This window comes from Streptomyces sp. C (assembly GCF_000158895.1).
GTDB lineage: Bacteria > Actinomycetota > Actinomycetes > Streptomycetales > Streptomycetaceae > Streptomyces > Streptomyces racemochromogenes.
Genome location: NZ_GG657750.1, coordinates 1,055,363 through 1,076,525 on the forward strand (window position 1 = coordinate 1,055,363; position 21,163 = coordinate 1,076,525).

Consider the following 21,163-nt stretch of genomic DNA (forward strand, 5'->3'; position numbering starts at 1 on the left):
GGCATGCCCGTCACGCTAGGACCGGTCCTGCATCTCCTGTTGCCGTACCGCGCACCACACCTTGCACCGGGGCGCAGAGGTCACTCAGCCGCCGGTGACTGTTCCGGCGTCGCCCTCCGCAAGCGCGATCCGGGCCAGGTGGACCCTGGAGCGCACCGAGAGCTTGCGGAAGATCGACGCCAGATGGGTGTTGACCGTGTGCGGGGAGACGACGAGGGCCTCCGCGGCCGACCGGTTGGTGTGGCCCGCGGCGATCAGCCGGGCCACCTTGCGTTCCGAGGCCGTGAGCGCGTCCCAGCCCTGGCCGGGGCGCGGCCGGAGGCCTCCGGTGCGCCGGCCGGGGCGGCTGGTGGCCCGTTCCAGATCGGCCCGGACCCGATCGGCCTCGACATCGGCCCCCGCCTGGGCGTAGATGTCGTGGGCCCTGGTCAGAGTGGGTGTCGCAGCGGGGTCGCCTGCCACAAGAAGAGCGCGCCCGAGGTCGGCGGATGCGGCGGCGAGGGGCAGCGGCCGGGGGCCGGTGAGGAGGATGCGGACCGATCGCTCCAGGAGTCCGGGGTCGGCGTTCGCCAGGGCGGATGCGTGGGCGGCCGCCCCCTGGGCGGTCGGCACGCCGGGGTTGCGGGTGGCGTGTTCGACAGCCTGGGCCGCGAGGTCCTCGGCCAGGTTCCGGTCCCCGCCGCGCAGGGCGATCCGCACGGCCTGGACGACATGGGGGCGCAGGAGCCGCCATCGGAGGAAGGAATGGTCACGCTGCACGGATCGGACCAGTTCGGCCGCTGCCGCGTGGTCGCCGTCGGCGTCGGCGACGACGGCCTCGAAATACTGGTGCGTGGCGTGGTTGCCCGTGTTCGGCCGCTCGGCCACGGTCGCCCGCACGACGTCCAGGTGTTCCCGCGCGGCTTCGCGGTCGCCGCGCAGCATCGCGAGGAGGCCGCGGTTGACGCGGATGTTGACCAGGTTGCCGGGCACGTGGAGGTCCGCTTCGAGCCGCTCGGCGGTGACGAGGTCGGCGTCCGCGTCGTCGAGCCGGCCGAGCCCCATGTTCAGGGTTCCCTGGGCCCAACTCAGCATGGCGGGGCGCAGGGGAGCGTCGCCCGCCGTCCGGAGCAGTCGCCGTACGGTATCGAAGTCGTCCATGTGGATCCGGGCGACGGCCTCCTCGGGCAGGAAGGCCGTGTCGAACACGCTCAGCGCCGTGTGGTGTTCGGCGGCGGCGGCGCAATCGCCCGCGTTGAGGGCGATCTCGCCCAGGCCCCACAGCGCGAGGACACGGGCCTCCCGATCACCGGACCGCTCCGCTTCGGCGAGCGCCCGTTCGCCGGTCTCGCGAGCGGCCCCGAGGTCGCGCCCGCGGGACCGGGCGAGGGCCTGCCGGGCGGTGAGCCGGGCGCGGATTGTCGGGTCGGTGACTGCGGCCAGTGCTGCCGTCGAACGTCGGGTCAGCTCGTGGATGTCGTCGAGGTGCCACAGCGTGTCGCCGAGTACGGACTGCAGACGGGCGAAGACGTCAAGGGGCGGCTGCCGGGCGAGCAGCGTGTCGCCGGTATCCCGTGCCTGGGTGTACCGGCCCGCGCGGGTCAGCGCGACGATGGCCCGTTCTCCCACGTCGAACACCATGGGCGCATGGGGCGGTACGAGTTCCAGGGCGCGTACGGCCAGGTCGGCGGCGAGGTCGGGCATCACGGCGATCACGTCCGTGGCGGCCGTGCCGAGCAGCCCGATCGCCTCCTGGTCGCCGGGTTCGGCGCTCTTCAGCAGATGCGGGACCGCGTCGGTGGAGCTCCGGCCCGCCGCGACGAGCCGGCTCGCGGCCTCACGGTGGAGCGCCCGGCGTACGGAGGGGGCGAGATCGGCGTACACCGCCTGGCGGAGCAGGTCGTGGCGGAACAGGAGGCGTTCGCCATCGTCGTGGAGGAGGGCGGCGGCGATCGCCTCGTCCACTTCGGCGCTGAGTCCGGAGGCGGGCCGGCCGCACAGCGCGGCGGCGTCCGCGAGCGAGAACGCGCGGCCGAGGACCGAGCCGATCCGCAGGAAGTGGAGGGTGCCCGGCCGGAGGCCGGCCAGCCGGTCGCGTACACCGAGGACCAGCCGCTCCGGCGGCTCCGGCGCGTCCGCGTCCCCGCCCGACGCCGCGATGCCCGTGAGCAGCTCGGCCGCGAGGAAGGGGTTGCCTCCCGCCCCGTCGAGGAGTTCCGCGACCTGCTCCGGTACGTCCCCGCCGAGGACGTCCCGTGCCAGCTCGGCCAGGGCCGTGTCGGACAGCGGTCGGAGGGGGAGGGTAGTCGCCAGCGGCCCCTGCCCGTACGGCTCCGGGTCGTTCCTGCCCGTGAGCAGCCAGAGGACCGGGGAGCTGAGCAGCCGCGCCGGCATGACGCTCAGGGCGAACCGGCTGAGCGGGTCGGCCCATTGGACGTCGTCGACCGCGATCAGTACGGGTGCGCCCGCCGAGCGTTCCTCGATCAGCTGGGCCAGTCGTTCGACGAGCCAGATGCGCTGGTCGTGATGGCCCGCGAGGTCTGCGAAGTCCGTGCTGGAAAGCAGCGGCGGGTCACCGCGCAGGAGGCCGGAGGCCAGTGAGGCGAGCGGTGCCAGCTCGTGCAGTTCCTCGGCGCGCCCGTGGCTGACGACGAACCCGTGAGCCCGCGCGATAGAGACGGTCTCCTGGAGCAGTACGGTCTTCCCGATCCCGGGTTCGCCCAGGAGCAGCGCGACCGCTCCTCCCTCGCCGTCGCGCACCGCCTCGACCAGGGCGCGCAGCCGCTCCAGCTCGGCTTCGCGGCCCCGCAGCCCGGGCCGGCTCAGCGCCGCGCTCCCGGGCACCGCCGTGCCTTCTCCCTCGGGCCGGTCGAGGCTCATCCCTTGACCGATCCGGCGAGCAGTCCCCGTGCGAAGTGCCGACGGAGGGCGATGAAGACGAGCAGCGGGACGAACGCCGCCACGAAGGCTCCTGCGGTGAGCCGCTGCCACTCGTTGCCGTACGTCCCAGCCAGGCTCGCCAGTCTGACCGTCATCGGCGCGGTCTCGGCCGTTCCGCCCGACAGCGTCAGTGCCACGAGGAGGTCGTTCCACACCCAGATGAACTGGATGACGGCGAAGGAGACGAGGGCCGGGCGGGCCAGGGGCAGCACGATCCGGAGCAGCAGCGCCCCGTGCGAGGCGCCGTCAACGCGGGCGGCTTCGATCAGGTCCCGGGGCAGTCCCGCCAGGAAGTTGTGCAGGAGGAACACCGCGAACGGCAGCGCGAAGACCGTGTGGGCGAACCAGACCTGGCCGAAACGCGCGGGACCGGTGAGGTGCCACGCGGGCAGGAACAGCCAGCCCTGGGAGAACAGCTTCAGGAGGGGGACGAGCGCCATCTGGAGCGGCACGGCCTGGAGCGCGAAGATGCCGACGACGAGCGCGTCCCGCCCTCTGAAGTCGATCCACGCCAGGGCGTACGCCGCGAAGAACGCCGGCACGAGCGGGAACAGCACCGAGGGAAGGGTGATGACGACGGAATTGACGAAGTACTCCGCCAACCGCCCCGACCCGTTCCCGCCGCCGGACAGCACCTCGCCGTAGTTGTCGAGCGTGAGGTGTGGCGTACCGAACACGGTCCACCAGCCCGTCGTCTTGATCTCCTCCTCGGGACGGAAGGAGGAGAGCAGCAGACCGAGGGTCGGTGTCGTCCAGAGAATCGCGATCACCACGGCGATCGACGTGAAGGCGCGGGAGGCCAGACGCTCCCGGACGCCGTTCACGCTGCCCTCCGCTGTGCCCGGACCTGGTGGGCGACGAAGGGGGTGACGAGGATGAAGAGGAGCACGGCGAGAGCGGCGCCGCGGCCCGTCTCGCCGTGGCGGAAGGCCTGGTCGTACATCTCGTGGGCGATGACGCCCGTGTCGAACTGCCCGCCGGTCATGGTCTTGACGATGTCGAAGGCCTTGAAGGTGCCGATCGCCTGGGCCAGGACCACGACGAGCAGCGTGGGTCTGATCGACGGCAGGGTGATCCGCCAGAAGATCTGGCGGGGGGACGCGCCGTCGAGTCGGGCCGCCTCGGTGAGCTCGCCGGGAACGGCCCTGATCGCGCCGGCCAGCAGGACGGCCGCGAAGCCCGCCTGTGTCCACACCATCGCCACGATGAGGAACAGTACGTTCCAGGGAGAGTCCACGAGCCATTGCCTCGGTTCGCCGCCGAACGCGACGACGAGCTGGTTGAGCAGCCCGATCTGCCCGGCCTCCGCGGGACGGTAGGCGTAGACGAACTTCCAGACGACGCCCGCGCCGACGAAGGAGATCGCCATCGGCATCAGGACGAGGAGCAGCGCGAACGCTCTGAACCGCGACCGTACGACGGCCGCCGCGTAGAGCAGACCAACCGAGGTGGCCAGCAGCGGCACGAGCACCACCCACGCCAGGGTGTTGCGCAGCGCGACCAGCGCCCGGGGGTCGGTGACCATCCACACGTAGTTGTCGAGGCCGGCCCAGGCGTCTCCCCCGTTCTGCGTGAACGACAGCGCCAGGGTGCGCAGACCGGGCAGGAGGAGACCCACCGTGAGCAGCAGCAGCGCGGGGGTCAGCAGGATCAGGGCCGCGGCCCTTCTCCGAACCGGCCCCCGGTGCAGCGCGAGCAGGATCAGGGAGACCACCGCCGCGAAGGCGGCGACGCCCTGGAGCAGGTACAGCAGCTTGGGCTGCTGGGCGACGGCGTCGAACGGCATCAGTGGCTCGGCCAGGACCGTTCGACGGAGTCGGCGACCTGTCGGGTGCTCGCGCCGCCGATCCAGTCGACGGCTCCCTTCCAGAACGTCCCGGCGCCGACCGAAGCGGGCATCAGGTCCGAACCGTCGAACCTGAACTGTGTGCCTGAGTCCTGGAGCAGCTGGATCGAAAGCCTGTCGACCGGGGTGGCGGCGTTCGCCGGATCCACGCCCTTGTTCGCCGAGACGAACGGGCCCTTCTTCATGCGCGCGTTCGCGAAGTCCGCGGAGGCCAGATACTCCTGGAACGCCCGCACTTCGGGACGGTCGGCGAACACCGCGGTGAACACCCCACCGCCCAGGACGGGCCGGTCGGCCGGGTCGGCCCCCGGCAGGAGGAAGGCGTAGACGTCCTCGTCCGGTCCGATCTCGGTGCCCTTCGGCCACATGTCGGCATACAACGAGGCCTGGCGGTGCATCGCGCAGTCGCCTGAGAGAACCGGTGTGCCGGCCTCCTGGAAGGAGATCGACGCCATCGAACGGGCCGGACCGAAACCGCCGTTGGCGTACCGGTCGTTCTTGAGGAGGGACCCGACGGTGTCCATGGCCTTGATCACCCGCGGGTCGTTGAACGGGATCTGGTGAGCGACCCACTGGTCGTAGACGTCCGTGCCCTGCTGACGCAGCAGGACGTCCTCGATCCAGTCCGTGACGGGCCAGCCGGTTGCCTCGGCGGACTCGATGCCCGCGCACCACGGCTTGACGCCCGACGCCGCGACCTTCTCCGTCACGGCCATCAGCTCGGACCACGTGCGGGGAACGTTCAGTCCCCTGTCGCGGAAGAACTTCGGGGAGTACCAGACGAACGACTTCACGTTCGCGACCAGCGGCGTGCCGTAGAGGGTGCCGTTCACGGTCGCGTAGCTGTTCCAGTCCGCCGACCAGCCCTTCTTCGCGAGGGCCACGACCCCGGCGCTCGCGGGCTTGAGCTTCCCCGCCCGCGCGAAGCGTTCCAGGAGCCCCGGCTGGGGGAAGAACGCCACATCCGGTGCGCTCCCGCCGTCGACCCGGAGCTGGATCTGGGCCTCGAACTCCCCGTCCCCCTCGTACCGGACGTCGATTCCCGTGCAGTCCGCGAAGTCCGCCCAGGTCTCTTCGAACAGGTCGGCCTCCCGGTCCCGGTTCTCCGCGTAGACGGTGACCTTGGTGCCGGGGTGTTCGCCGTACCTGGCGTACGGCCCACAGTCCACGGCGGTGTGCGACTGCGAACCGCTGTCCTGCGGAACACCGCAGGCGGTGGCAAGGACGGCGAGGGCGATGCCGGCGAGCGCGAGCCTCGCGCCGAACCTCATGGGTGTATCTCCTCCGATCGCCCGCCGAGGGGTTCTCAGGGGCGATCAGAAGCTACCAGCGCTCGAACATTATCGACTAATCGTTCGATCCTGAACGATCGGGTCAATGGGCGGTGGACCGGGCCGCGTCCTGGATCAGCTCTGCCACGGCCTTGGGCTGGGCAAGCATGACCAGGTGGGAGGAGTCGACCTCGACGGTGGTCATGCCGGCGCGCTCGTACCCGTAGCGCTCCACATCGGGGTTGATCGTGCGGTCGGAGGAGGCGACCAGGCCCCACGAGGGCTTGGTCTTCCACGCCGCGACAGGCGCCGCCTCCGAGAAGGCACGTGCTGCCAGGGGGCGCTGGGAGACGGCGAGCACCGCGGCGAGGTCGGGGTCGACGTCCGCCGCGAAGAGGGCGGGGAACTTCTCGATGTCCACCGAGACATCAGTGCCGGTCTCGGTGGAGCCGGCCACCGGGAACGGGGTGTAGACGAGCGCGTCGGCGAGACCGGAGTCGGGGAAGCGGCCCTGCAGCTCGCCCAGGCTCTCGCCCTCCTCCAGTGCGTATCCCGCGAGGTACACCAGTGCGCGGACGTTGTCCTCCGCGCCGGCGAGGGTGATGACGGCACCACCGTAGGAGTGCCCGACCAGGATCACGGGGCCTTCGACGGCGCGGATCACCGAGGCTATGTACGCGGCGTCGTCGACGAGGCTGCGGTTGGGCACGGCCGGGGCCACCACTTCCATACCGGCGGCGGCCAGTTCGGGGATGACGCGGGCGAAGCTGGAGGCGTCGGCGAAGGCGCCGTGGACCAGGACGACGGTGGGGCGGGCGTGTCGGGGCATGGGGAACTCCTTGGTGCGTGACGGGTGATGGGGCTGGGGATGCGGGAGGCGGATATGTGGTGTTCGTGTGGTGCTTCACAGGCCGAAGCGGGCGCGCCTCGCCTCGGGCACCAGGTCGGTGTACTCGGGATGCTTGCCGATCCAGCCCCGGATGAAGGGGCAGTACGGCAGGACGCGCAGCCCACGAGCCCGGGCGTCGTCGAGCGCTCCCCGGGCAAGGAGACCGCCCAAGCCCTGGCCGGCGAACCGGCTGTCGATCTCGGTGTGGATGAAGGCGATCTCACCCTCCGAGAAGTGGTACTCGGCGAAGCCCGCGGTCTCGGTGCCGTCGTCGCCGGCGAGGATCTCGTACCGAGACTTCTGGGGCCGGTCCGTCACCTGCGGTTCCATGGGTGCTCCTGTGCGGTCGTGGTGTGACGGGGTGGGTGCGCGCGGTCAGAGCGTGCGGCGTACGCCTGCCTGCCGTTCCAGGTTGCGGAGCTGGACGGACAGGTCGCCTTCCACGGCGAGGTGGGCGGGGCCGCTGCGGCCGATGGGCAGGACCTGCTCGCTGCGCATGTCCTCGAGCATCAGGGCGAACGCCGTGTACATCGCGACGAGCGCCACCACGAGGCCGAGCGCACCGGACGTGCGCGTCAGCCATTCGGCACCGGTGATGCCCGAGAGGCCGGTGGCCGCCCAGCGAGGGAGGGAGACCGCAAGGACAAGCCACAGCGCGCGCTTGGGCCGGGTCACGGCGGTCATCAGGGCCCCGAAGCAGAGGAGCGCCAGGTTGAACACGCCTAGGACCTGAAGGCCGTCGGCCGCGCCGCTGAGCATGATGAGCGAGTAGGGCAGCCAGCTGCCGGCAAAGACCGCCATCAGCGTCGCCGCGATCACGTCACGGGCGCCGAAGGCCAGGAAGCTCACCAGGATTTGGAGGACGAAGGCCGGAAGCACGGTGAAGGCGACGGCGGCGCGGGCCGCCTCGTCGAAGAGCCCGAGCTGGAGGCAGCCCGTCATCACGGAGGCGATGGCTATCGTGAAGAAGCCGAGCGGCATGGGTGAGGCGATGGGGCGCAGGTTGATCCGTGTCATCGACCGGAGGTCCGGTTCGAAACGGCGTCCCTGGGGCGCGTCCGGCGAGGTCGCCGGGGTGTCGCCGCTGTCGGCGGCGGGGGAGGCTGCGGACATCGGGTGGATCTCTCTTTCAGTGCTCGAAGCAGGGGTCGACGAAGGACGGCGTCGTGTCGGGGACGGAGCCGCGGGCGACGCGCCAGCGGCGGTGCTGCTCGGACTCGGCGACGGCCTCAGCCACGGCCGAGGCCTGGCGGGCACCGCTCTGGTACCCGCCGAAGTGGGCCACCGGGCTCCACTCGGGGGCCACCGGGGGGATGGCCTCATCGAGCCCCTCGTACTCGGCGGTCGCGTAGACGATCCGGCCGCCGACGACAGTGAGGACGGACTCGATGTCGGGAATGACGTCCTCGGGCACGGTGAGGAAGTCGTCGGAGAGGATCGCGAGGTCGCCATAAGTCCCCTCTCGCAGCGTTCCCTTGACGTCCTGCTCGCCGGTGAGCTGCGCTCCGCCCCGGGTGTAGAGGCCGAGGGCGGTCTCCCGGTCGATCAGGTTCCCGGCCGGGTAGAGGGCCGTGCCGCCGACGGTGCGCCCGGTGACCAGCCAGTGCAGCGCGACCCACGGGTTGTACGAGGAGACGCGGGTCGCGTCGGTTCCGGCGGCGACCGTCAGGCCGCGGTCGAGCATGGCCCGGACCGGCGGGGTGTGGGCGGCGGCCTCGGCGCCGTAACGGTCGAGGAACGCGGCGCCCTGGAAGGACATGCGGTTCTGCACGGACACGGCGCCGCCGAGGGCCGCGATCCGGTCCAGGCTGTCGGCCGAGACCGTCTCCGCGTGGTCGAAGAGCCAGCGGTTGCCGCCGGGGAAGAGTCCCTCCCCGGCGAGCTTCTCGAAGACGGCCAGGTCGCGGCGGATGGTCTCGTCGTAGGTCGCGTGGAGCCGGAAGCCCCAGCCGTTTTCGAGCAGGAGCCGTACGGCGCTCTCGAACTCGGTCTCGTAGCCCGCGGCGAGCTCGGGCCGGGGCTCGGAGAAGTTCTCGAAGTCGGCGGCGGCCCAGGTCAGGTTCTCGCCCGCGCCGTTCAGCCGGAGCCACTCGTCCCCGTCCCCGGGCTTGACCATCTCGGTCCAGCGCTTCAGGTCGGCGAGTTCCTGCCCGGCCGTCTGCGGGAAGAGGTGGTAGGCGATCCGGAGGGTCAGCTCCCCGGACCTGGCGAGGTCGGTGACCGTCGCGTAGTTGTCGGGGAAGTTCTGGAAGCCGCCGGCGGCGTCGACAGCGGACGTCAGGCCGAAGCGGTTCAGCTCGCGCAGGAAGTGGCGCGTCGACGTCCGTTTGTCGGCCTCGTCGAGGGCAGGCGCCTTGGCCAGCGTCGAGTACAGGACGAGAGCGCTCGGCGCCGCGAGGAGCACGCCGTTGGGTTCGCCGTCCCGGCCGCGGACGATCTGCCCGCCCCGGGGGTCGGGGGTCTCCCGGGTGAACCCGGCCGCCTTGACCGCGGCCCGGTTCATCAGCGCCGACTGGTACAGGTGCAGGACGAAGACCGGGGTGTCGGGGGCGGCGGCGTTCAGCTCCGCGACGGTCGGCATCCTGCGCTCGGCGAACTGCTCGGCGGTCCAGCCGCCCACCACCCGGATCCATTGCCCCTTCGGGGTGCGGCCGGCCTGCTCGCGCAGCATCGCGAGGGCGTGTCGGAGGCTTCGTACGCCGTCCCAGCGCAGCTCCAGAACGTAGTTCAGGCCGCCCCGGATGACATGCAGGTGCGAGTCGTTGAGGCCGGGAATCACCCGGCGGCCGAGGGCGTCGACGACCTTCGTTCCCGGCCCGACGAGGTGGGCGAGGTCGTGGTCGTCGCCCAGGGCCAGGACCCGGCCGTCGCGGATCGCGACGGCACGGGCCTTTGGCCGGTCGGGGTCACCGGTGAAGACCTTGGCGTTACGGACGAGGAGGTCGGCGTGCTCGTGCTCCCGACGCGGGGCGGGGACGAGGCCCGCCACCGGCATGCTCGTCGACGGCCCGGTCATGCGAGGGCCTTGCGCAGGATGTCGGTGGCGAGGCCGATGGCGAGCTCCGCGCCCCGCGTCTCGCGCAGCGCGTTCAGCATGACGAAGTCGTGGATGACGCCCTGGACGCGCAGGGCGGTGACGGGGACGCCGGCGGCACGGAGCTTCGCCGCGTACGCCTCGCCCTCGTCGCGCAGGACGTCGGCCTCGGCAGTGATGACCAGGGCCGGCGGCAGGCCGGTGAGCTGCTCGGTGGAGGCGCGCAGCGGGGAGGCGGTGATCTGGGCCCGCTCGGCCTCGTCGGTCGTGTACTGGTCCCAGAACCACTTCATGGCGTCGCGGCGCAGGAAGTAGCCCTCGCCGAAGGCGTGGTACGAATCCGTGTCGAAGCTCGCGTCGGTCACCGGGTAGAAGAGGACCTGCTGGACGAGCGTGACATCGCCGCGCTGCTTGGCCATGAGGGTGAGGGCGGCGCTCATGTTGCCGCCGACGGAATCACCGGCTACGGCGATCCGGGTGCCGTCGAGGTCCTTGTGGTGTCCCTCGCGGGCGACCCACTGGGCGACGCTGTAGTTCTGCTCGATCGCGACGGGGTAACGCGCCTCGGGCGACAGGTCGTACTCGGGGAAGACCACGGCCGCCCCGGTGCCGACGGCGAGTTCGCGGACGAGCCGGTCGTGGGTGTGGGCGTTGCCGAAGACCCAGCCCGCGCCGTGGATGTAGAGGATGACGGGGAGCGGGCCGGTGGCGCCGCGGGGGCGGACGATCCGGGCGCGGACGTCGCCGGTCGGGCCGCCGTGGACGGTGGTCCACTCCTCGTCGACGTCCGGCAGGGGGACGCCCTCACCGTTCTGGACGTCGTCCACGGCCTTACGGCCTTCGGCGACGGGGATCTGGTAGAGGTACGGCGGCTGGGCGGTGGCGTCGGCGAAGGCCTGGGCTGCGGGTTCGAGGACCGGACGGTTGTTCATGAGGGGCTCTCCTTCAGAGGATGTACGGGGCGGGTCGGAGCGTCAGCGGGTCGCTCGCACGGCGGCGAGGATCACGTGGGTGACCACGGCCGGGCGGGAGACCGCCACTGCATGGGACGCGTCCACTTCGGTGATGTGCGAACCGGCACGCCGGGCCATCCACCGTTCGGCGGCGGCCCGGATGTTCTTGTCGGCGGTGGCGATCAGCGCCCAGGACGGGATCGTCTTCCAGGCCGCTTCCCCGGCCTTCTCCTCCAGCGCGGCGGTGGCGACCGGGCGCTGGGTCGCGGCCATGACCGCCGCTTCGGCGGCGGGTACGTCGGCGGCGAACTGCCTGTGGAACTTTGCTCGTTCGATGACGAGTTCGGTACCGGTGCCACCGCCGGGCAGCGGGTACGACCGCGGGCTCACGGTGTCGCCGAGGGTGGAGCCCGGGAACTTGGCGGCGAGCTCGGCCGCGCTCTCCCCCTTGTCCGGGGTGAACGCGGCGATGTAGACGAGGGCCTTCACACGGCTGTTGCCCACTGCGGCGCCACTGATGACGGCGCCGCCGTAGGAGTGGCCGACCAGGACGACGGGCCCGTCGACGGCGGCCAGCACGCTGCGCAGGTAGTCGGTGTCCGCGGCGAGACCGCGCAGCGGGTTGGCGGGCGCCAGGACGGGGTAGCCGGCGTGCTGCAGCCGCTGGATCGTGCCGCTCCAGCTGGAGGCGTCCGCGAACGCTCCGTGGACCAGGACGATCGTCGGCTTCGGGTCGTGCCGGTCGGTGTCGGCCGTGGCCGGGCGGCTCGCGGGTGCGGCGGGTGCGGCGCCGATCAGGGCGGCCAGCGTCGCGGGCATGGCGAGGGCGAGGGTGCGCCTCGTGAGCTGCATGGGTGGGTGTTTCCTTGTCGGATGGGGAAGCGTGGGGGTGTGCTCGGTCGAACAGGAGGGGTGCGCCGCTCGGGCGGAGGGGTGCGCCAGCCGGGCGGACGGGACCCGGCGCGGGAGAAGGGAACCAGGCCTCAGAGGCCGTACGCCTCCAGGAGCCGGAGCCAGACCTCGCTCACCGTCGGAAAGGCGGGCACGGCGTGCCACAGGCGCTCCAGGGGGACCTCACCCACGATGGCCACGGTGGCCGTGTGGATGAGCTCGGTCGCCATCGGACCGGTGAACGTGCAGCCGACGACGACCCCTCGGGTCTCGTCGACGACGAGCTTCGCGAGGCCGCGGTAGTCGTCCGCGTGGAGCGCGGCACCGGCGACGTCGTCGATGCGGTACTCGACCACGCGTACCGCGAGACCCGCTTCGCGTGCGGCGCGTTCCGTGAGACCGACGCTCGCGATCTCGGGGTGGGTGAAGACGGCCTGGGGGACGGCGAAGCGGTCGGCTTCCGCACTCCAGGGCTGCCCGCCGCCGGTGTCGGCGGGGCGGCCCGCTGTTCGCTCTGCGATCGCCGCCGCGCAGGCGCGGGCCTGGTACTTGGCCATGTGGGTCAGCGGCGCACGGTGATTCACATCGCCGACGGCGTAGAGCCATGCGCCCTCGACCGCGGTGACCCGACAGGTGTCGTCGACCGGGAGCCAGTCGCCCGCCGGCAGTCCGACGGAGTCCAGGCCGAGGTCTGTGGTGCGCGGGCGCCGGCCGACGGCGGCGAGGACCTCGTCGCAGACGAGTGCGGTGCCGTCGTCCGTGTTCACGGTCACCGTGCGGGTGTCGGCGTCACGGGCGACCCGGACGGCCGACACCCCGAAGCGGATCGTGACGCCCAGATCGCTCAGCCCCCGGGTGACCTCTTCGCCGGCACACGGTTCCCAGCCGGTCAGCAGGGCCTGATCGCGGACCAGCAGAGTGACGGAGGAGCCGAGCGTGCGCCACGCGGTGGCCATCTCGCAGGCCACCACTCCCCCGCCGATGACGACGAGCCGCTCGGGCACCGCGTCGGCCGTGGTGGCCTGCCGGCTGGTCCACACACCGATCCGGTCGAGCCCTTCGACCGGCGGAAGGGCGGGCTCCGTGCCGGTGCAGACCACGACCGCGCGCCGGGCCCGCAGGGTACGGACCGTGCCGTCGGCCCCGGTCACCTCCACCCGGCGCTCACCGGCGAGCCGTCCGTGCCCCCGTACGAGCGCGATGCCCGCACCGTCGAGCCAGTCGGCCTGGCCGGTGTCGTCACCGCGTCCGGTGAAACGGTCACGGCGGGCCAGGACGCGCGCCGGGTCGAGTGCCGCCGTGACCGCCTGCCGGGCCCCGTCGACCGACCGGGCCGCCGCTCGGGCGGCGCCGGGTCGCAGCAGGGCCTTGCTCGGCACGCAGGCACGGTAGGAGCACTCGCCGCCGACCGCCTCGGCCTCGACGACGACGGCGGTCAGTCCCGATCGGACAGCCCGGTCGGCGACGACCTCGCCGGCCGGACCGCCGCCGACCACGACGAGGTCGTACGTGTCCATCAGCCGCGCACCAGAGGAGTGTCCACGAGATGCTCGGCGAGGAACCACACCTGCGCCTCGCCGGTGCGGATGACATCGGAGACGAGCAGGTCGGCGCTGCCCTCGTCGCCCTCCCCGGAGAGCCGGGCGGCGGCGTCCCGGGCGTCGATCAGGATCCGCTCGTGCGCGTCGAGGAGCCGCGACAGCATGACGGGCACCGGCTCGACGCCGTCCGGCGGCCGGGGGATCGACGTCAGCTCGGCGACGTGGCGCGGGTCTCCGACGGCGACGCCGCCGAGGCTCTGGACCCGCTCGGCCAGCGCGTCAACGATGGCCAGCTGGGCTTCCGCGTGCTTGTCCAGCATCAAGTGGAGTGAGTAGAAGGTCGCTCCGCGCATGAGCCAGTGGTGCTTCTTGTAGAGGGAGTACAGGATCTGCGTGTCGGCGAGTACGCGGTTCAGCCGCTGGCACGCGTACATGCGGGTGTCGTGGCCGAGGCCGATCGGCAGCTGCTTGAGCGTGCCGAACGCCTGGGTCTCGGCTCCCTTCTGATGCAGCAGCGGCTGGCCGCCGCCGTGTGGGGTCGTGAGGGTGTCCATCGGGTGCTCCTGTTCGGGAGAGAGGGCGGGAAGGGCCCGGCCGCCCGGTCGGGGGTACGCGGGCGGCCGGACCCGGTCTGTGCGGCTCGCGCTCAGCGGTCGGCGATCGCCGGGGCGGGGGGCCGGTGCAGGACGAGCCGGGTGAGGAGTCCGCTACCGAGACCGGCCACGAGCGCGAGGGCCGCCCACCACAGCGGGTACGGCGTGAGGCCGAGGGCCGCGTCGAGGGACCAGGCGCCGGGGCCGGTGGCGGCGAGGGCGGCGGCGGTGCCGATGAGGACGAGCGGGTACTCGTATCCGTCGTTCTGCGCCCAGAGCCCGTGGCGCCACTTCACGGTGAGCGCGACCGTCATGACCCCGATGGCGCCGGTCGCGGCGAGCGGGGTCAGGAGGCCGGCGGCGAGCAGCAGGCCCGATCCGATCTGACCACCGCCCGCCGCCAGGGCGGTGAGGACACCGCCGCGGAAACCGTCGGCGCGGAACTCCTCGGTACCGCCGTTGAGTCCCTTGCCGCCCAGGTGCGAACTGATCTTCTGCACACCGTGGCCGGCGACGAGCGGTCCCACCAGCAGACGCAGGATCAGAATGCCGGTGTCCACAGGGGTCAGCCGGCGGCGTGCGCGCCGATGACGCTCTGCGCGTACACGACGCCCAGGCCGTACGCGCCCGCGTGGGCCTTGACGATCTCCATGACCGCGCCGTACGACTCCTGGCGCGCCCAGTCGCGCTGCAGCTCCAGGAGGACCTGGACCCAGGTCACCGGTACGGCGCCGGCGGCGATCATCCGCTGGAGCGCGTGCTCGTGGGCGGCCGGGCTGACGCCGCCGGAGGCGTCGGAGACCACGTACACCTCGTAACCCTGCTCCAGGGCGGACAGCGCGGGCAGCACCAGGCAGACCTCGGTCCACAGGCCGGACAGGATGATCTTCTTGCGGCCGGTAGCCTTGACCGCCGACACGAGCGCCTCGTCCTCCCAGGCGTTCATGGTCGTACGGTCGATGACCTCGTGCTTGGGGAACACCTCGGCAAGCTGGGGCAGCAGGGGCCCGGAGAACGACTCGGCGGCGACCGTGGTCAGCACGGCCGGCACATCGAATGCCTGAGCCGCCTTGGCGAGACCCACGGTGCTGTTGATGATCGCGGCGCGATCGCCGCTCCCGGTGCCGAAGAACATCTGCGGCTGGTGGTCCACGAAGAGCATGACCGCGTTGTCGGGCGTGAGCAGATCCTTGCTCGGGGCGGCCTGCACCTTGGTGATGTCGAACATGAGGGGTCCTCTCGAAGCAATCGGTAACGTGCCCCCGCCGCGTCCGCGGCTCGGCACTTCTTCAAGCTACGAGCGACCCGACCGACCGCATTGACCTCCTGCGCCCAGGGGTTGGCACGACAGCGCACAACCGGTCAAGGACGAGATCCGCGCAGTGTCACGGGCGCGGACGCGCAAGGTCGCGACACCCGCACACTCGCCCCGAGACCCCCCGAAACGGCGCGTCACCACACCCCAACCCAACGAAGGGCCGCCTCACCAGCGGAAACATCGCCAAGAACGAGCCGCGGAGGGGAGAATCTGGGGAGAACGAAGCCGTTCTGGGGAGCGGCTGGGGAGAAGCGACCGCGCAAAACGGCGTCACCCTGAAAGCCCCGGAAACGAGCAAATTCGCAGGTCAGCCCGGCTCGTACAGCAATCTGCCCAGGTCAGCGCGTTGTGGGCGAGGACTTCAAGAAGATCTCCTCCTGGGCCGCCACCCTCTTCGCCCCCACCCTGGCTGGCACGGTCTACGGCATGAACTTCGAAACCACGCCGGGCCTCCAGTGGGCGAGCAGCAGCAGTGAGTGATCTTCGGCAGGCGCGCCGTCGCACAGCCCAAGCCCTGAGGCCCTCCACCCACGACCATCGCTTCGGGCCCTGGCCACGGAACTACAGTGCCCCCTCCCTCACCGACCAAGATCCGGGCCAGTGGCGGGCCAGCACCGGACCACCGATGGCAGGTACCTTCATCTTGCCTGGTCAGGAGGGGTGTGGCGGGTGTACCACCAGTACTCGAAGAACCTCCTCGTCTCGTACTCGCCGAAGAAGCTCGGCTTCTTCTAGGAGCCCGTAAGGCCGACCGCCAGTGTGAGCTCGAGGATCCGGTGGGGCGATGCGAGGTCCGGAAACAGCTCCCGGAGCTGCGCCATCCGGTAGCGGACGGTCTGGGGGTGGACGAACAGCGCCGCCGCCGCCTCGTCCCGCCTGCCCTGGTGCAGCAGCCACGCACGCAGCGTCTCCTCCAGCCGCCGTGCCGTCGCGACGGGCAGGGTCCCCAAGGGTGCGAGGGCTCGGGCACGCAGGTCTGCGAACGCGTCCGTGTCGGCGCTCAGCACCAGCTCGGGCAGGTGGTCCTCGGTGTCGCGGATATCGGAGGAGAGGGTGCGTGCGCGTGCGGCTCGTGCGTACGAGGCGGACGCACGGGTCCATGGCCGGGCCGGGCCGACCACGGCGGTGCGGTCGGTCAGCTGCCGCAGGAGGTGGGGCCGGTCGGCATCGGGGACGAGCAGCACGCCGAAGGCGTCCGGCAGGTCGTCGAGGACGAGGGTGCCCGGGTCGAGCGCGCGGTAGGCGGGCCGGGCCTGGGCGGCGGGCAGCAGGACCGCGGTCAGCGAAACGGGAGGCTGCCACCCGGCCCGTTGAGCGGAGGCCAGCAGCACGTCCGGGCTCGCGCCGGCGAGGAGGTCGCGGGCCAGGTGTTCCAGGTGGCGCTCGTGGTCCCGGCCCCGGGCGGCCAGTTCGTCGGCGTGGCCCGCGGCGCTCGCGGCGGAGAGCTCGTCGATGTAGGCGAAGGTCAGCTCGGCGAACTTGGCGACCTCGGCGGCGGGCAGACCCGCGGGTACGGCACCCGCTGCCAGGCATCGCCAGGCCACGCGGGCGCCGACGCGGTAGGCGCTGAGCAGGGCGTCCATCGAACGGCCGTCGCGCACCTCGCCGCGGCCCAGCTCGTAGGCGGCGTCGCTGGCGTCGCCGCCCGTGGCGTTCCCGCTCGCGAGGTCCAGGTAGTGCCCCAGGGCCGTGCGGACGGCCCGCCGGATGGTGACGCCCATGCGGCCGGACAGGGCGTTGGCGTAGGGAGGGACCTCGTCGATGATCGCCTGGACGACCTCGTCGGCGGTGGTCCTCAGCGCGGCCCGGAGTGCGGTGACCGTTGTCTGATCCAGGGCCGGTTCGGTGACCCTCCGGATGGGGTGGCTCATGTTTTATTCCCTGCGAACAATTCAGCCGACCAGATTTACGTCCTACGGTCAGGACTTTACGCCCTGAGGCGCATCAAGCTGGAGTCATGACGAGTGCAGCCCTCCGCAGTAGGGCGTGGAAACTGCTGGAGATGGTCACGACGCCGCTGCTGCCGTCGGATTACCTCGACCTGGTCAGCCCGCTTCGTGCGGGCGCTGACCTGCGTGGGCGCATCGAGGCCGTGCATCCCGAGACGGGTGACGCCGCGACCATCGTGATCAGGCCGGGGCGGGGCTGGCGCGGCCACACGGCCGGTCAGTACGTGCGGATCGGGGTCGACGTGGACGGGAGGCGCCTGTGGCGCGCCTACTCCCTCACCTCGCCGACGAACCGCCGGGACGGCCGCGTCACGATCACCGTGAAGGCGGTCCCGGACGGCAAGGTCAGCAACCACCTGGTCCGCAGGGCGAAACCGGGCACGCTGATCCAGCTCGACCAGGCGACCGGTGACTTCGTACTGCCGGAGGTCAAGCCCGCCAAGGTGCTCTACCTGACGGCCGGCAGCGGCATCACGCCGGTGATGGGCATGCTGCGCGACACCGAGTTCGACGACGCCGTCATGGTCCACTGCGCGCCCCAGCCGCAGGACGTGATCTTCCGCGACGAACTGCACGCCCTGGTCGCGGACGGCAAGCTGCGGCTCACCGAGGTGCACACCGACACGGACGGCAAGCTCGACATCACCCGTCTCGACGAACTGGTGCCCGACTGGGCCGAGCGCGAGACCTGGGCCTGCGGGCCCGCGGGCCTGCTCGACGCCGCCGAAGAGCTCTGGAGCGACCACGGCGTCCGAGAGCGCCTGCACACCGAACGCTTCCGCCCCGGCATCGTCGTGGCCGGTGACGGCGGCGAGGTCACGTTCAGCGCCACCGGCAAGACCGTCGACGCGGACGGCGCCACGCCGTTGCTGGACGTCGGCGAAGAAGCCGGCGTGCTCATGCCGTCCGGGTGCCGCATGGGCATCTGCTTCGGCTGCGTCACGCCGCTCAAGGCCGGCGCCGTCCGCGACCTGCGCACCGGCGAGATCACCGAGGCCGAGCCGGGCGTCCTCATCCAGACCTGCGTGTCCGCCGCGGCGGGCCCCTGCGACATCGAACGTTAGGACCACCTTGACCGCCATCGACCCCACCGCCCACCTGACCGCGGAGCAGATCGAGGAGCTCGGCCGCGAGCTGGACGCGATCCGCGACGAGGTGATCGCCGGCCGGGGGGAGAAGGACGCCGCCTACATCCGCAAGGTCATCTCGGCGCAGCGCAAGCTCGAGCTGGTCAGCAGGGGCGTGCTGCTGTTCTCCTTCTTCCCGCCCGCCTGGCTGATCGGCACCGCCGGGCTGTCCGTGGCGAAGATCATGGACAACATGGAGATCGGCCACAACATCCTGCACGGCCAGTGGGACTGGATGCGGGACCCGAAGATCCACTCCACCACCTGGGAGTGGGATCACGTCTCGCCGTCCGACCAGTGGAAGCACTCGCACAACGAGCTGCACCACACGTACACCAACGTGATCGGCAAGGACAACGACCTCGGCTACGGCATCATGCGCGTCGACGAGGACCAGAAGTGGCACCCGTTCCACCTCGGCCAGCCGCTGTGGAACTTCATCAACGCCTGCTTCTTCGAGTACGGCATCGCCGCGTACGACCTGGAGCTCGGCAAGAACCTGCACAAGCGCCGCCGCAACAACCCCGAGTTCCGCGCGCGGGCCAGGGCCGTCGGCCGCAAGATCCGCAAGCAGGTGCTCAAGGACTACGTGATCCACCCGCTGCTGTCGGGCCCGTCGTTCCTCACCACGCTCGCCGCCACGTTCACCGCGAACCTGGTCCGCAACATCTGGTCCCACTCGGTGATCATGTGCGGGCACTTCCCCGAGGGCGTGCAGGTCTTCGAGCGCCGGTCGATCGAGGGCGAGACGCGCGGCCAGTGGTACCTGCGCCAGATGATGGGCTCGGCGAACATCAGCGGCAGCAGGGCCATGCACTTCATGACCGGCAACCTGTCGCACCAGATCGAGCACCACCTGTTCCCGGACCTGCCGAGCAACCGGTACGCCGAGGTCGCGGTGAAGGTGCGCGCGCTGTTCGAGAAGTACGAGCTGGAGTACGTCACCGGGCCGCTGCCGAAGCAGGTGTTCTCCGCGTGGCGCAAGGTCTGCCGGCTCTCGCTGCCGAACCGGAAGCCCAAGGCCAAGACGCCGGACCGGGAGCGGGAACTCGTCGCGGCCTGATTCCCGCTACCGGTTCGGACGGGTCACGGCCACGGCCCCGAATGGAATCGGCTGAAACCCGCTCTTACCCGGATGGGATGGTCATAGGGTCGGGTCATGACCGCATCCAGTGACACCGCTTACGAGTTCCGCACCGCCCGTCCGGAGGACGCCGAGGCCATCGAGGCCGTCGACGGGTCCTTCACCACCGGCACCGTCTTCGAGGTCTCCGTCAGCGAGGACGGGTTCGCCTTCCGGGAGGTGCCGGTGGACCCTCCGCTGGTGAAGGTGTTCCCCGAGGACGACGGAGGCGGTGACGAGGAGGACGGTGAGGACGCCGACGGCCGTACCTTCGTGGCCGTCGGCGCCGACGGCGCGCTCGCCGGGTTCGCCGCGGTCTCCTACTCCCCGTGGAACCGGCGCCTGACCATCGAGGACATCGAGGTCGCCCCGGGGCACCGGGGGCGGGGCGTGGGGCGGGAGTTGATGGACCGCGCGGTCGGGTTCGCGCGGGAGCGCGGTGCCGGACACATCTGGCTGGAGGTCACCAACGTCAACGCCCCGGCCATCCACGCCTACCGGCGCATGGGCTTCGCCTTCTGCGGCCTGGACACCGCGCTCTACCACGGCACCGAGTCCGAGGGCGAGCACGCGCTCTACATGAGCATGCCCTGCCCCTGAGCCGCGAGCAGGCGGGCGACGGCCGGGCCGGAGCCGTCGCCCGGCGCGACCGTCACGGTCAGCAGCCAGTCGGCGGTGCCGCCCGGCTCCGCGGGCGGCGCGTACCACTCCACGCGGGCGTCCAGGAGCCGGTCGCCGGCTTCCCGGCGGGCCGTGTACCAGGCCTGGAACGGCTCGGTCCGCCACACCGTCAGCGGTACCGACCGCTCGCCGCCGCTGCGCGCGCCACCCGGTCCGACCGCCCGCAGGGCCGCCGTGGCGGCCCCCGCGAGGGTCCGGGCCACCGGCACGTCGCGGGCCCCGGCGAAGTGGAGCAGGTATTCCATGCGCTCGGCCCCCGGCGGGGTTCCGAGCACGGCGCGGCCCGAGTCGTACCACGTACCCCACTTGACGTTGGACACCAGGCCGGGCAGCCGGGCCATGTCCCGCGGGATCCAGAACAGGACGACGTCGGAGCGGCGCATGGCCTCCTCCTCCCAGGCGATCTGGTCCGCGTACGCCGGGTAGCCGCCGCCCGGCACCGGCTCGGGCAGGAACACCACCAGCCGCCCGGCCCCCGGCCACAGCGACCGCAGCGCGGCGACGGCGTCCGGGCGCCAGGAGGGCTCGGCCGGGTCCGTGGGCGTCGGGCCGCACAGGTACACGGCCGCCGCCCAGGACGCGGGCGGTTCCTGGCCGACGTGGACGACGGTGACGGGGCTCTCAGGGGACACGGGACACTCCGGGATCGGTGGTCGGGGCGAGGGTGGTGAGGAAGTCCAGCAGGACGGTGTTGAAGGCCCCGGGCCGTTCCAGGAACCCGAGGTGGCCGGCGTCCGCCAGCTCCGTGTAGCGGGCGCCGGGGACCGCCCGCGCGACCTCCCGGCCCAGCGGGGCCGGTGCCAGCACGTCGTCGGCGAACCCCACGACGTGCACGGGCACGGTGATCCGGCCGTACTCGGCCAGCCGGTCCCGGACCGGCGGAACGGGCCGGTGGGCGGCCGACCGGCCGGTCAGTGCGGCGAGTTCGAACAGATCGAGCCAGTGCGCCGTCGCCCCCTCGTCGGCGAGGGTCCGGGGCGAGAGGTTCTGTACGAGCCGGACGAAGGCCTCGTACTCGGGGGGCAGCG

The 21,163-nt window shown here is 71.6% G+C and carries 22 protein-coding genes; 5 read left to right on the top strand and 17 right to left on the bottom strand.

Going from position 1 to position 21,163, the window contains the following annotated elements:
- Nucleotides 1–84: 84 nt before the first annotated feature.
- From SSNG_RS04670 to SSNG_RS04735, 14 genes are all read right to left on the bottom strand, one after another.
- Nucleotides 85–2,859: a LuxR family transcriptional regulator gene (locus SSNG_RS04670; RefSeq protein ID WP_007262649.1), complete on the bottom strand. Its 2,775-nt coding sequence runs from the start codon at nucleotides 2,857–2,859 to the stop codon at nucleotides 85–87.
- Nucleotides 2,856–3,743, bottom strand: coding sequence for a carbohydrate ABC transporter permease (locus SSNG_RS04675; RefSeq protein WP_007262650.1), 888 nt, complete (start codon nucleotides 3,741–3,743; stop codon nucleotides 2,856–2,858). The genes SSNG_RS04670 and SSNG_RS04675 overlap by 4 nt, the downstream gene beginning before the upstream one ends.
- Complete coding sequence (locus SSNG_RS04680; RefSeq protein ID WP_007262651.1) at nucleotides 3,740–4,705, bottom strand: sugar ABC transporter permease; 966 nt, start codon at nucleotides 4,703–4,705, stop codon at nucleotides 3,740–3,742. Before SSNG_RS04680 ends, SSNG_RS04675 begins: the two co-directional genes overlap by 4 nt.
- Entirely contained in the window at nucleotides 4,705–6,036 is a 1,332-nt protein-coding gene (locus SSNG_RS04685) for an extracellular solute-binding protein (RefSeq protein ID WP_007262652.1), read from the bottom strand. The genes SSNG_RS04680 and SSNG_RS04685 overlap by 1 nt, the downstream gene beginning before the upstream one ends.
- Before the next feature lie 103 nt (nucleotides 6,037–6,139).
- The gene (locus SSNG_RS04690) at nucleotides 6,140–6,865 is read right to left on the bottom strand and encodes an alpha/beta hydrolase (RefSeq protein WP_007262653.1); all 726 of its coding nucleotides are present in this window, start codon (nucleotides 6,863–6,865) and stop codon (nucleotides 6,140–6,142) included.
- Nucleotides 6,866–6,940: 75 nt separating this feature from the next.
- Nucleotides 6,941–7,255, bottom strand: a complete 315-nt coding sequence (locus SSNG_RS04695) for a GNAT family N-acetyltransferase (protein WP_007262654.1) — start codon at nucleotides 7,253–7,255, stop codon at nucleotides 6,941–6,943.
- Nucleotides 7,256–7,300: 45 nt separating this feature from the next.
- A complete protein-coding gene (locus SSNG_RS04700) occupies nucleotides 7,301–8,038 on the bottom strand; it encodes a GPR1/FUN34/YaaH family transporter (RefSeq protein ID WP_007262655.1) in 738 nt (245 codons plus the stop codon).
- Nucleotides 8,039–8,054: 16 nt separating this feature from the next.
- The gene (locus SSNG_RS04705) at nucleotides 8,055–9,941 is read right to left on the bottom strand and encodes an amidohydrolase (protein WP_007262656.1); all 1,887 of its coding nucleotides are present in this window, start codon (nucleotides 9,939–9,941) and stop codon (nucleotides 8,055–8,057) included.
- The gene (locus SSNG_RS04710) at nucleotides 9,938–10,891 is read right to left on the bottom strand and encodes an alpha/beta hydrolase (protein ID WP_007262657.1); all 954 of its coding nucleotides are present in this window, start codon (nucleotides 10,889–10,891) and stop codon (nucleotides 9,938–9,940) included. Before SSNG_RS04710 ends, SSNG_RS04705 begins: the two co-directional genes overlap by 4 nt.
- A gap of 42 nt (nucleotides 10,892–10,933) precedes the next feature.
- Complete coding sequence (locus SSNG_RS04715) at nucleotides 10,934–11,764, bottom strand: alpha/beta hydrolase (RefSeq protein ID WP_007262658.1); 831 nt, start codon at nucleotides 11,762–11,764, stop codon at nucleotides 10,934–10,936.
- Between the two features lie 131 nt (nucleotides 11,765–11,895).
- Complete coding sequence (locus SSNG_RS04720) at nucleotides 11,896–13,320, bottom strand: NAD(P)/FAD-dependent oxidoreductase (RefSeq protein ID WP_007262659.1); 1,425 nt, start codon at nucleotides 13,318–13,320, stop codon at nucleotides 11,896–11,898.
- Entirely contained in the window at nucleotides 13,320–13,898 is a 579-nt protein-coding gene (locus SSNG_RS04725; protein WP_007262660.1) for a DNA starvation/stationary phase protection protein, read from the bottom strand. Before SSNG_RS04725 ends, SSNG_RS04720 begins: the two co-directional genes overlap by 1 nt.
- 92 nt (nucleotides 13,899–13,990) lie before the next feature.
- Nucleotides 13,991–14,497: a DoxX family membrane protein gene (locus SSNG_RS04730; protein WP_007262661.1), complete on the bottom strand. Its 507-nt coding sequence runs from the start codon at nucleotides 14,495–14,497 to the stop codon at nucleotides 13,991–13,993.
- Between the two features lie 5 nt (nucleotides 14,498–14,502).
- Complete coding sequence (locus tag SSNG_RS04735; RefSeq protein WP_007262662.1) at nucleotides 14,503–15,165, bottom strand: hydrolase; 663 nt, start codon at nucleotides 15,163–15,165, stop codon at nucleotides 14,503–14,505.
- Nucleotides 15,166–15,603: 438 nt separating this feature from the next.
- On the opposite strand from SSNG_RS04735, the gene SSNG_RS45205 reads away from it, so the two are divergent.
- Both SSNG_RS45205 and SSNG_RS44735 read left to right on the top strand, forming a co-directional pair.
- A complete protein-coding gene (locus SSNG_RS45205) occupies nucleotides 15,604–15,735 on the top strand; it encodes a hypothetical protein (RefSeq protein WP_266782509.1) in 132 nt (43 codons plus the stop codon).
- 120 nt (nucleotides 15,736–15,855) lie between these two features.
- Nucleotides 15,856–15,990, top strand: a complete 135-nt coding sequence (locus tag SSNG_RS44735; RefSeq protein ID WP_277752135.1) for a hypothetical protein — start codon at nucleotides 15,856–15,858, stop codon at nucleotides 15,988–15,990.
- On the opposite strand, the gene SSNG_RS04745 is transcribed toward SSNG_RS44735, so the two are convergent.
- Nucleotides 15,987–17,126, bottom strand: coding sequence for a helix-turn-helix domain-containing protein (locus tag SSNG_RS04745; RefSeq protein WP_007262663.1), 1,140 nt, complete (start codon nucleotides 17,124–17,126; stop codon nucleotides 15,987–15,989). The genes SSNG_RS44735 and SSNG_RS04745 overlap by 4 nt on opposite strands.
- A gap of 86 nt (nucleotides 17,127–17,212) precedes the next feature.
- Between SSNG_RS04745 and SSNG_RS04750 the strand changes: the two genes are divergently transcribed.
- From SSNG_RS04750 to SSNG_RS04760, 3 genes are all read left to right on the top strand, one after another.
- A complete protein-coding gene (locus SSNG_RS04750) occupies nucleotides 17,213–18,268 on the top strand; it encodes a ferredoxin reductase (protein WP_007262664.1) in 1,056 nt (351 codons plus the stop codon).
- A gap of 7 nt (nucleotides 18,269–18,275) precedes the next feature.
- Nucleotides 18,276–19,394 (top strand): acyl-CoA desaturase, encoded by a 1,119-nt coding sequence (locus SSNG_RS04755; RefSeq protein ID WP_007262665.1) that lies wholly within the window; start codon nucleotides 18,276–18,278, stop codon nucleotides 19,392–19,394.
- Between the two features lie 96 nt (nucleotides 19,395–19,490).
- Nucleotides 19,491–20,054, top strand: coding sequence for a GNAT family N-acetyltransferase (locus SSNG_RS04760; RefSeq protein ID WP_007262666.1), 564 nt, complete (start codon nucleotides 19,491–19,493; stop codon nucleotides 20,052–20,054).
- Here SSNG_RS04760 and SSNG_RS04765 read toward each other — a convergent pair.
- Together SSNG_RS04765 and SSNG_RS41800 are read right to left on the bottom strand one after the other, a co-directional pair.
- A complete protein-coding gene (locus tag SSNG_RS04765) occupies nucleotides 20,030–20,767 on the bottom strand; it encodes a nucleoside 2-deoxyribosyltransferase domain-containing protein (RefSeq protein ID WP_007262667.1) in 738 nt (245 codons plus the stop codon). The two genes, SSNG_RS04760 and SSNG_RS04765, sit on opposite strands and share 25 nt — an antisense overlap.
- Nucleotides 20,757–21,163: alpha/beta fold hydrolase (locus SSNG_RS41800; RefSeq protein WP_165364972.1), on the bottom strand; the 407-nt coding region annotated here is incomplete at its 5' end. The genes SSNG_RS41800 and SSNG_RS04765, both read right to left, overlap by 11 nt.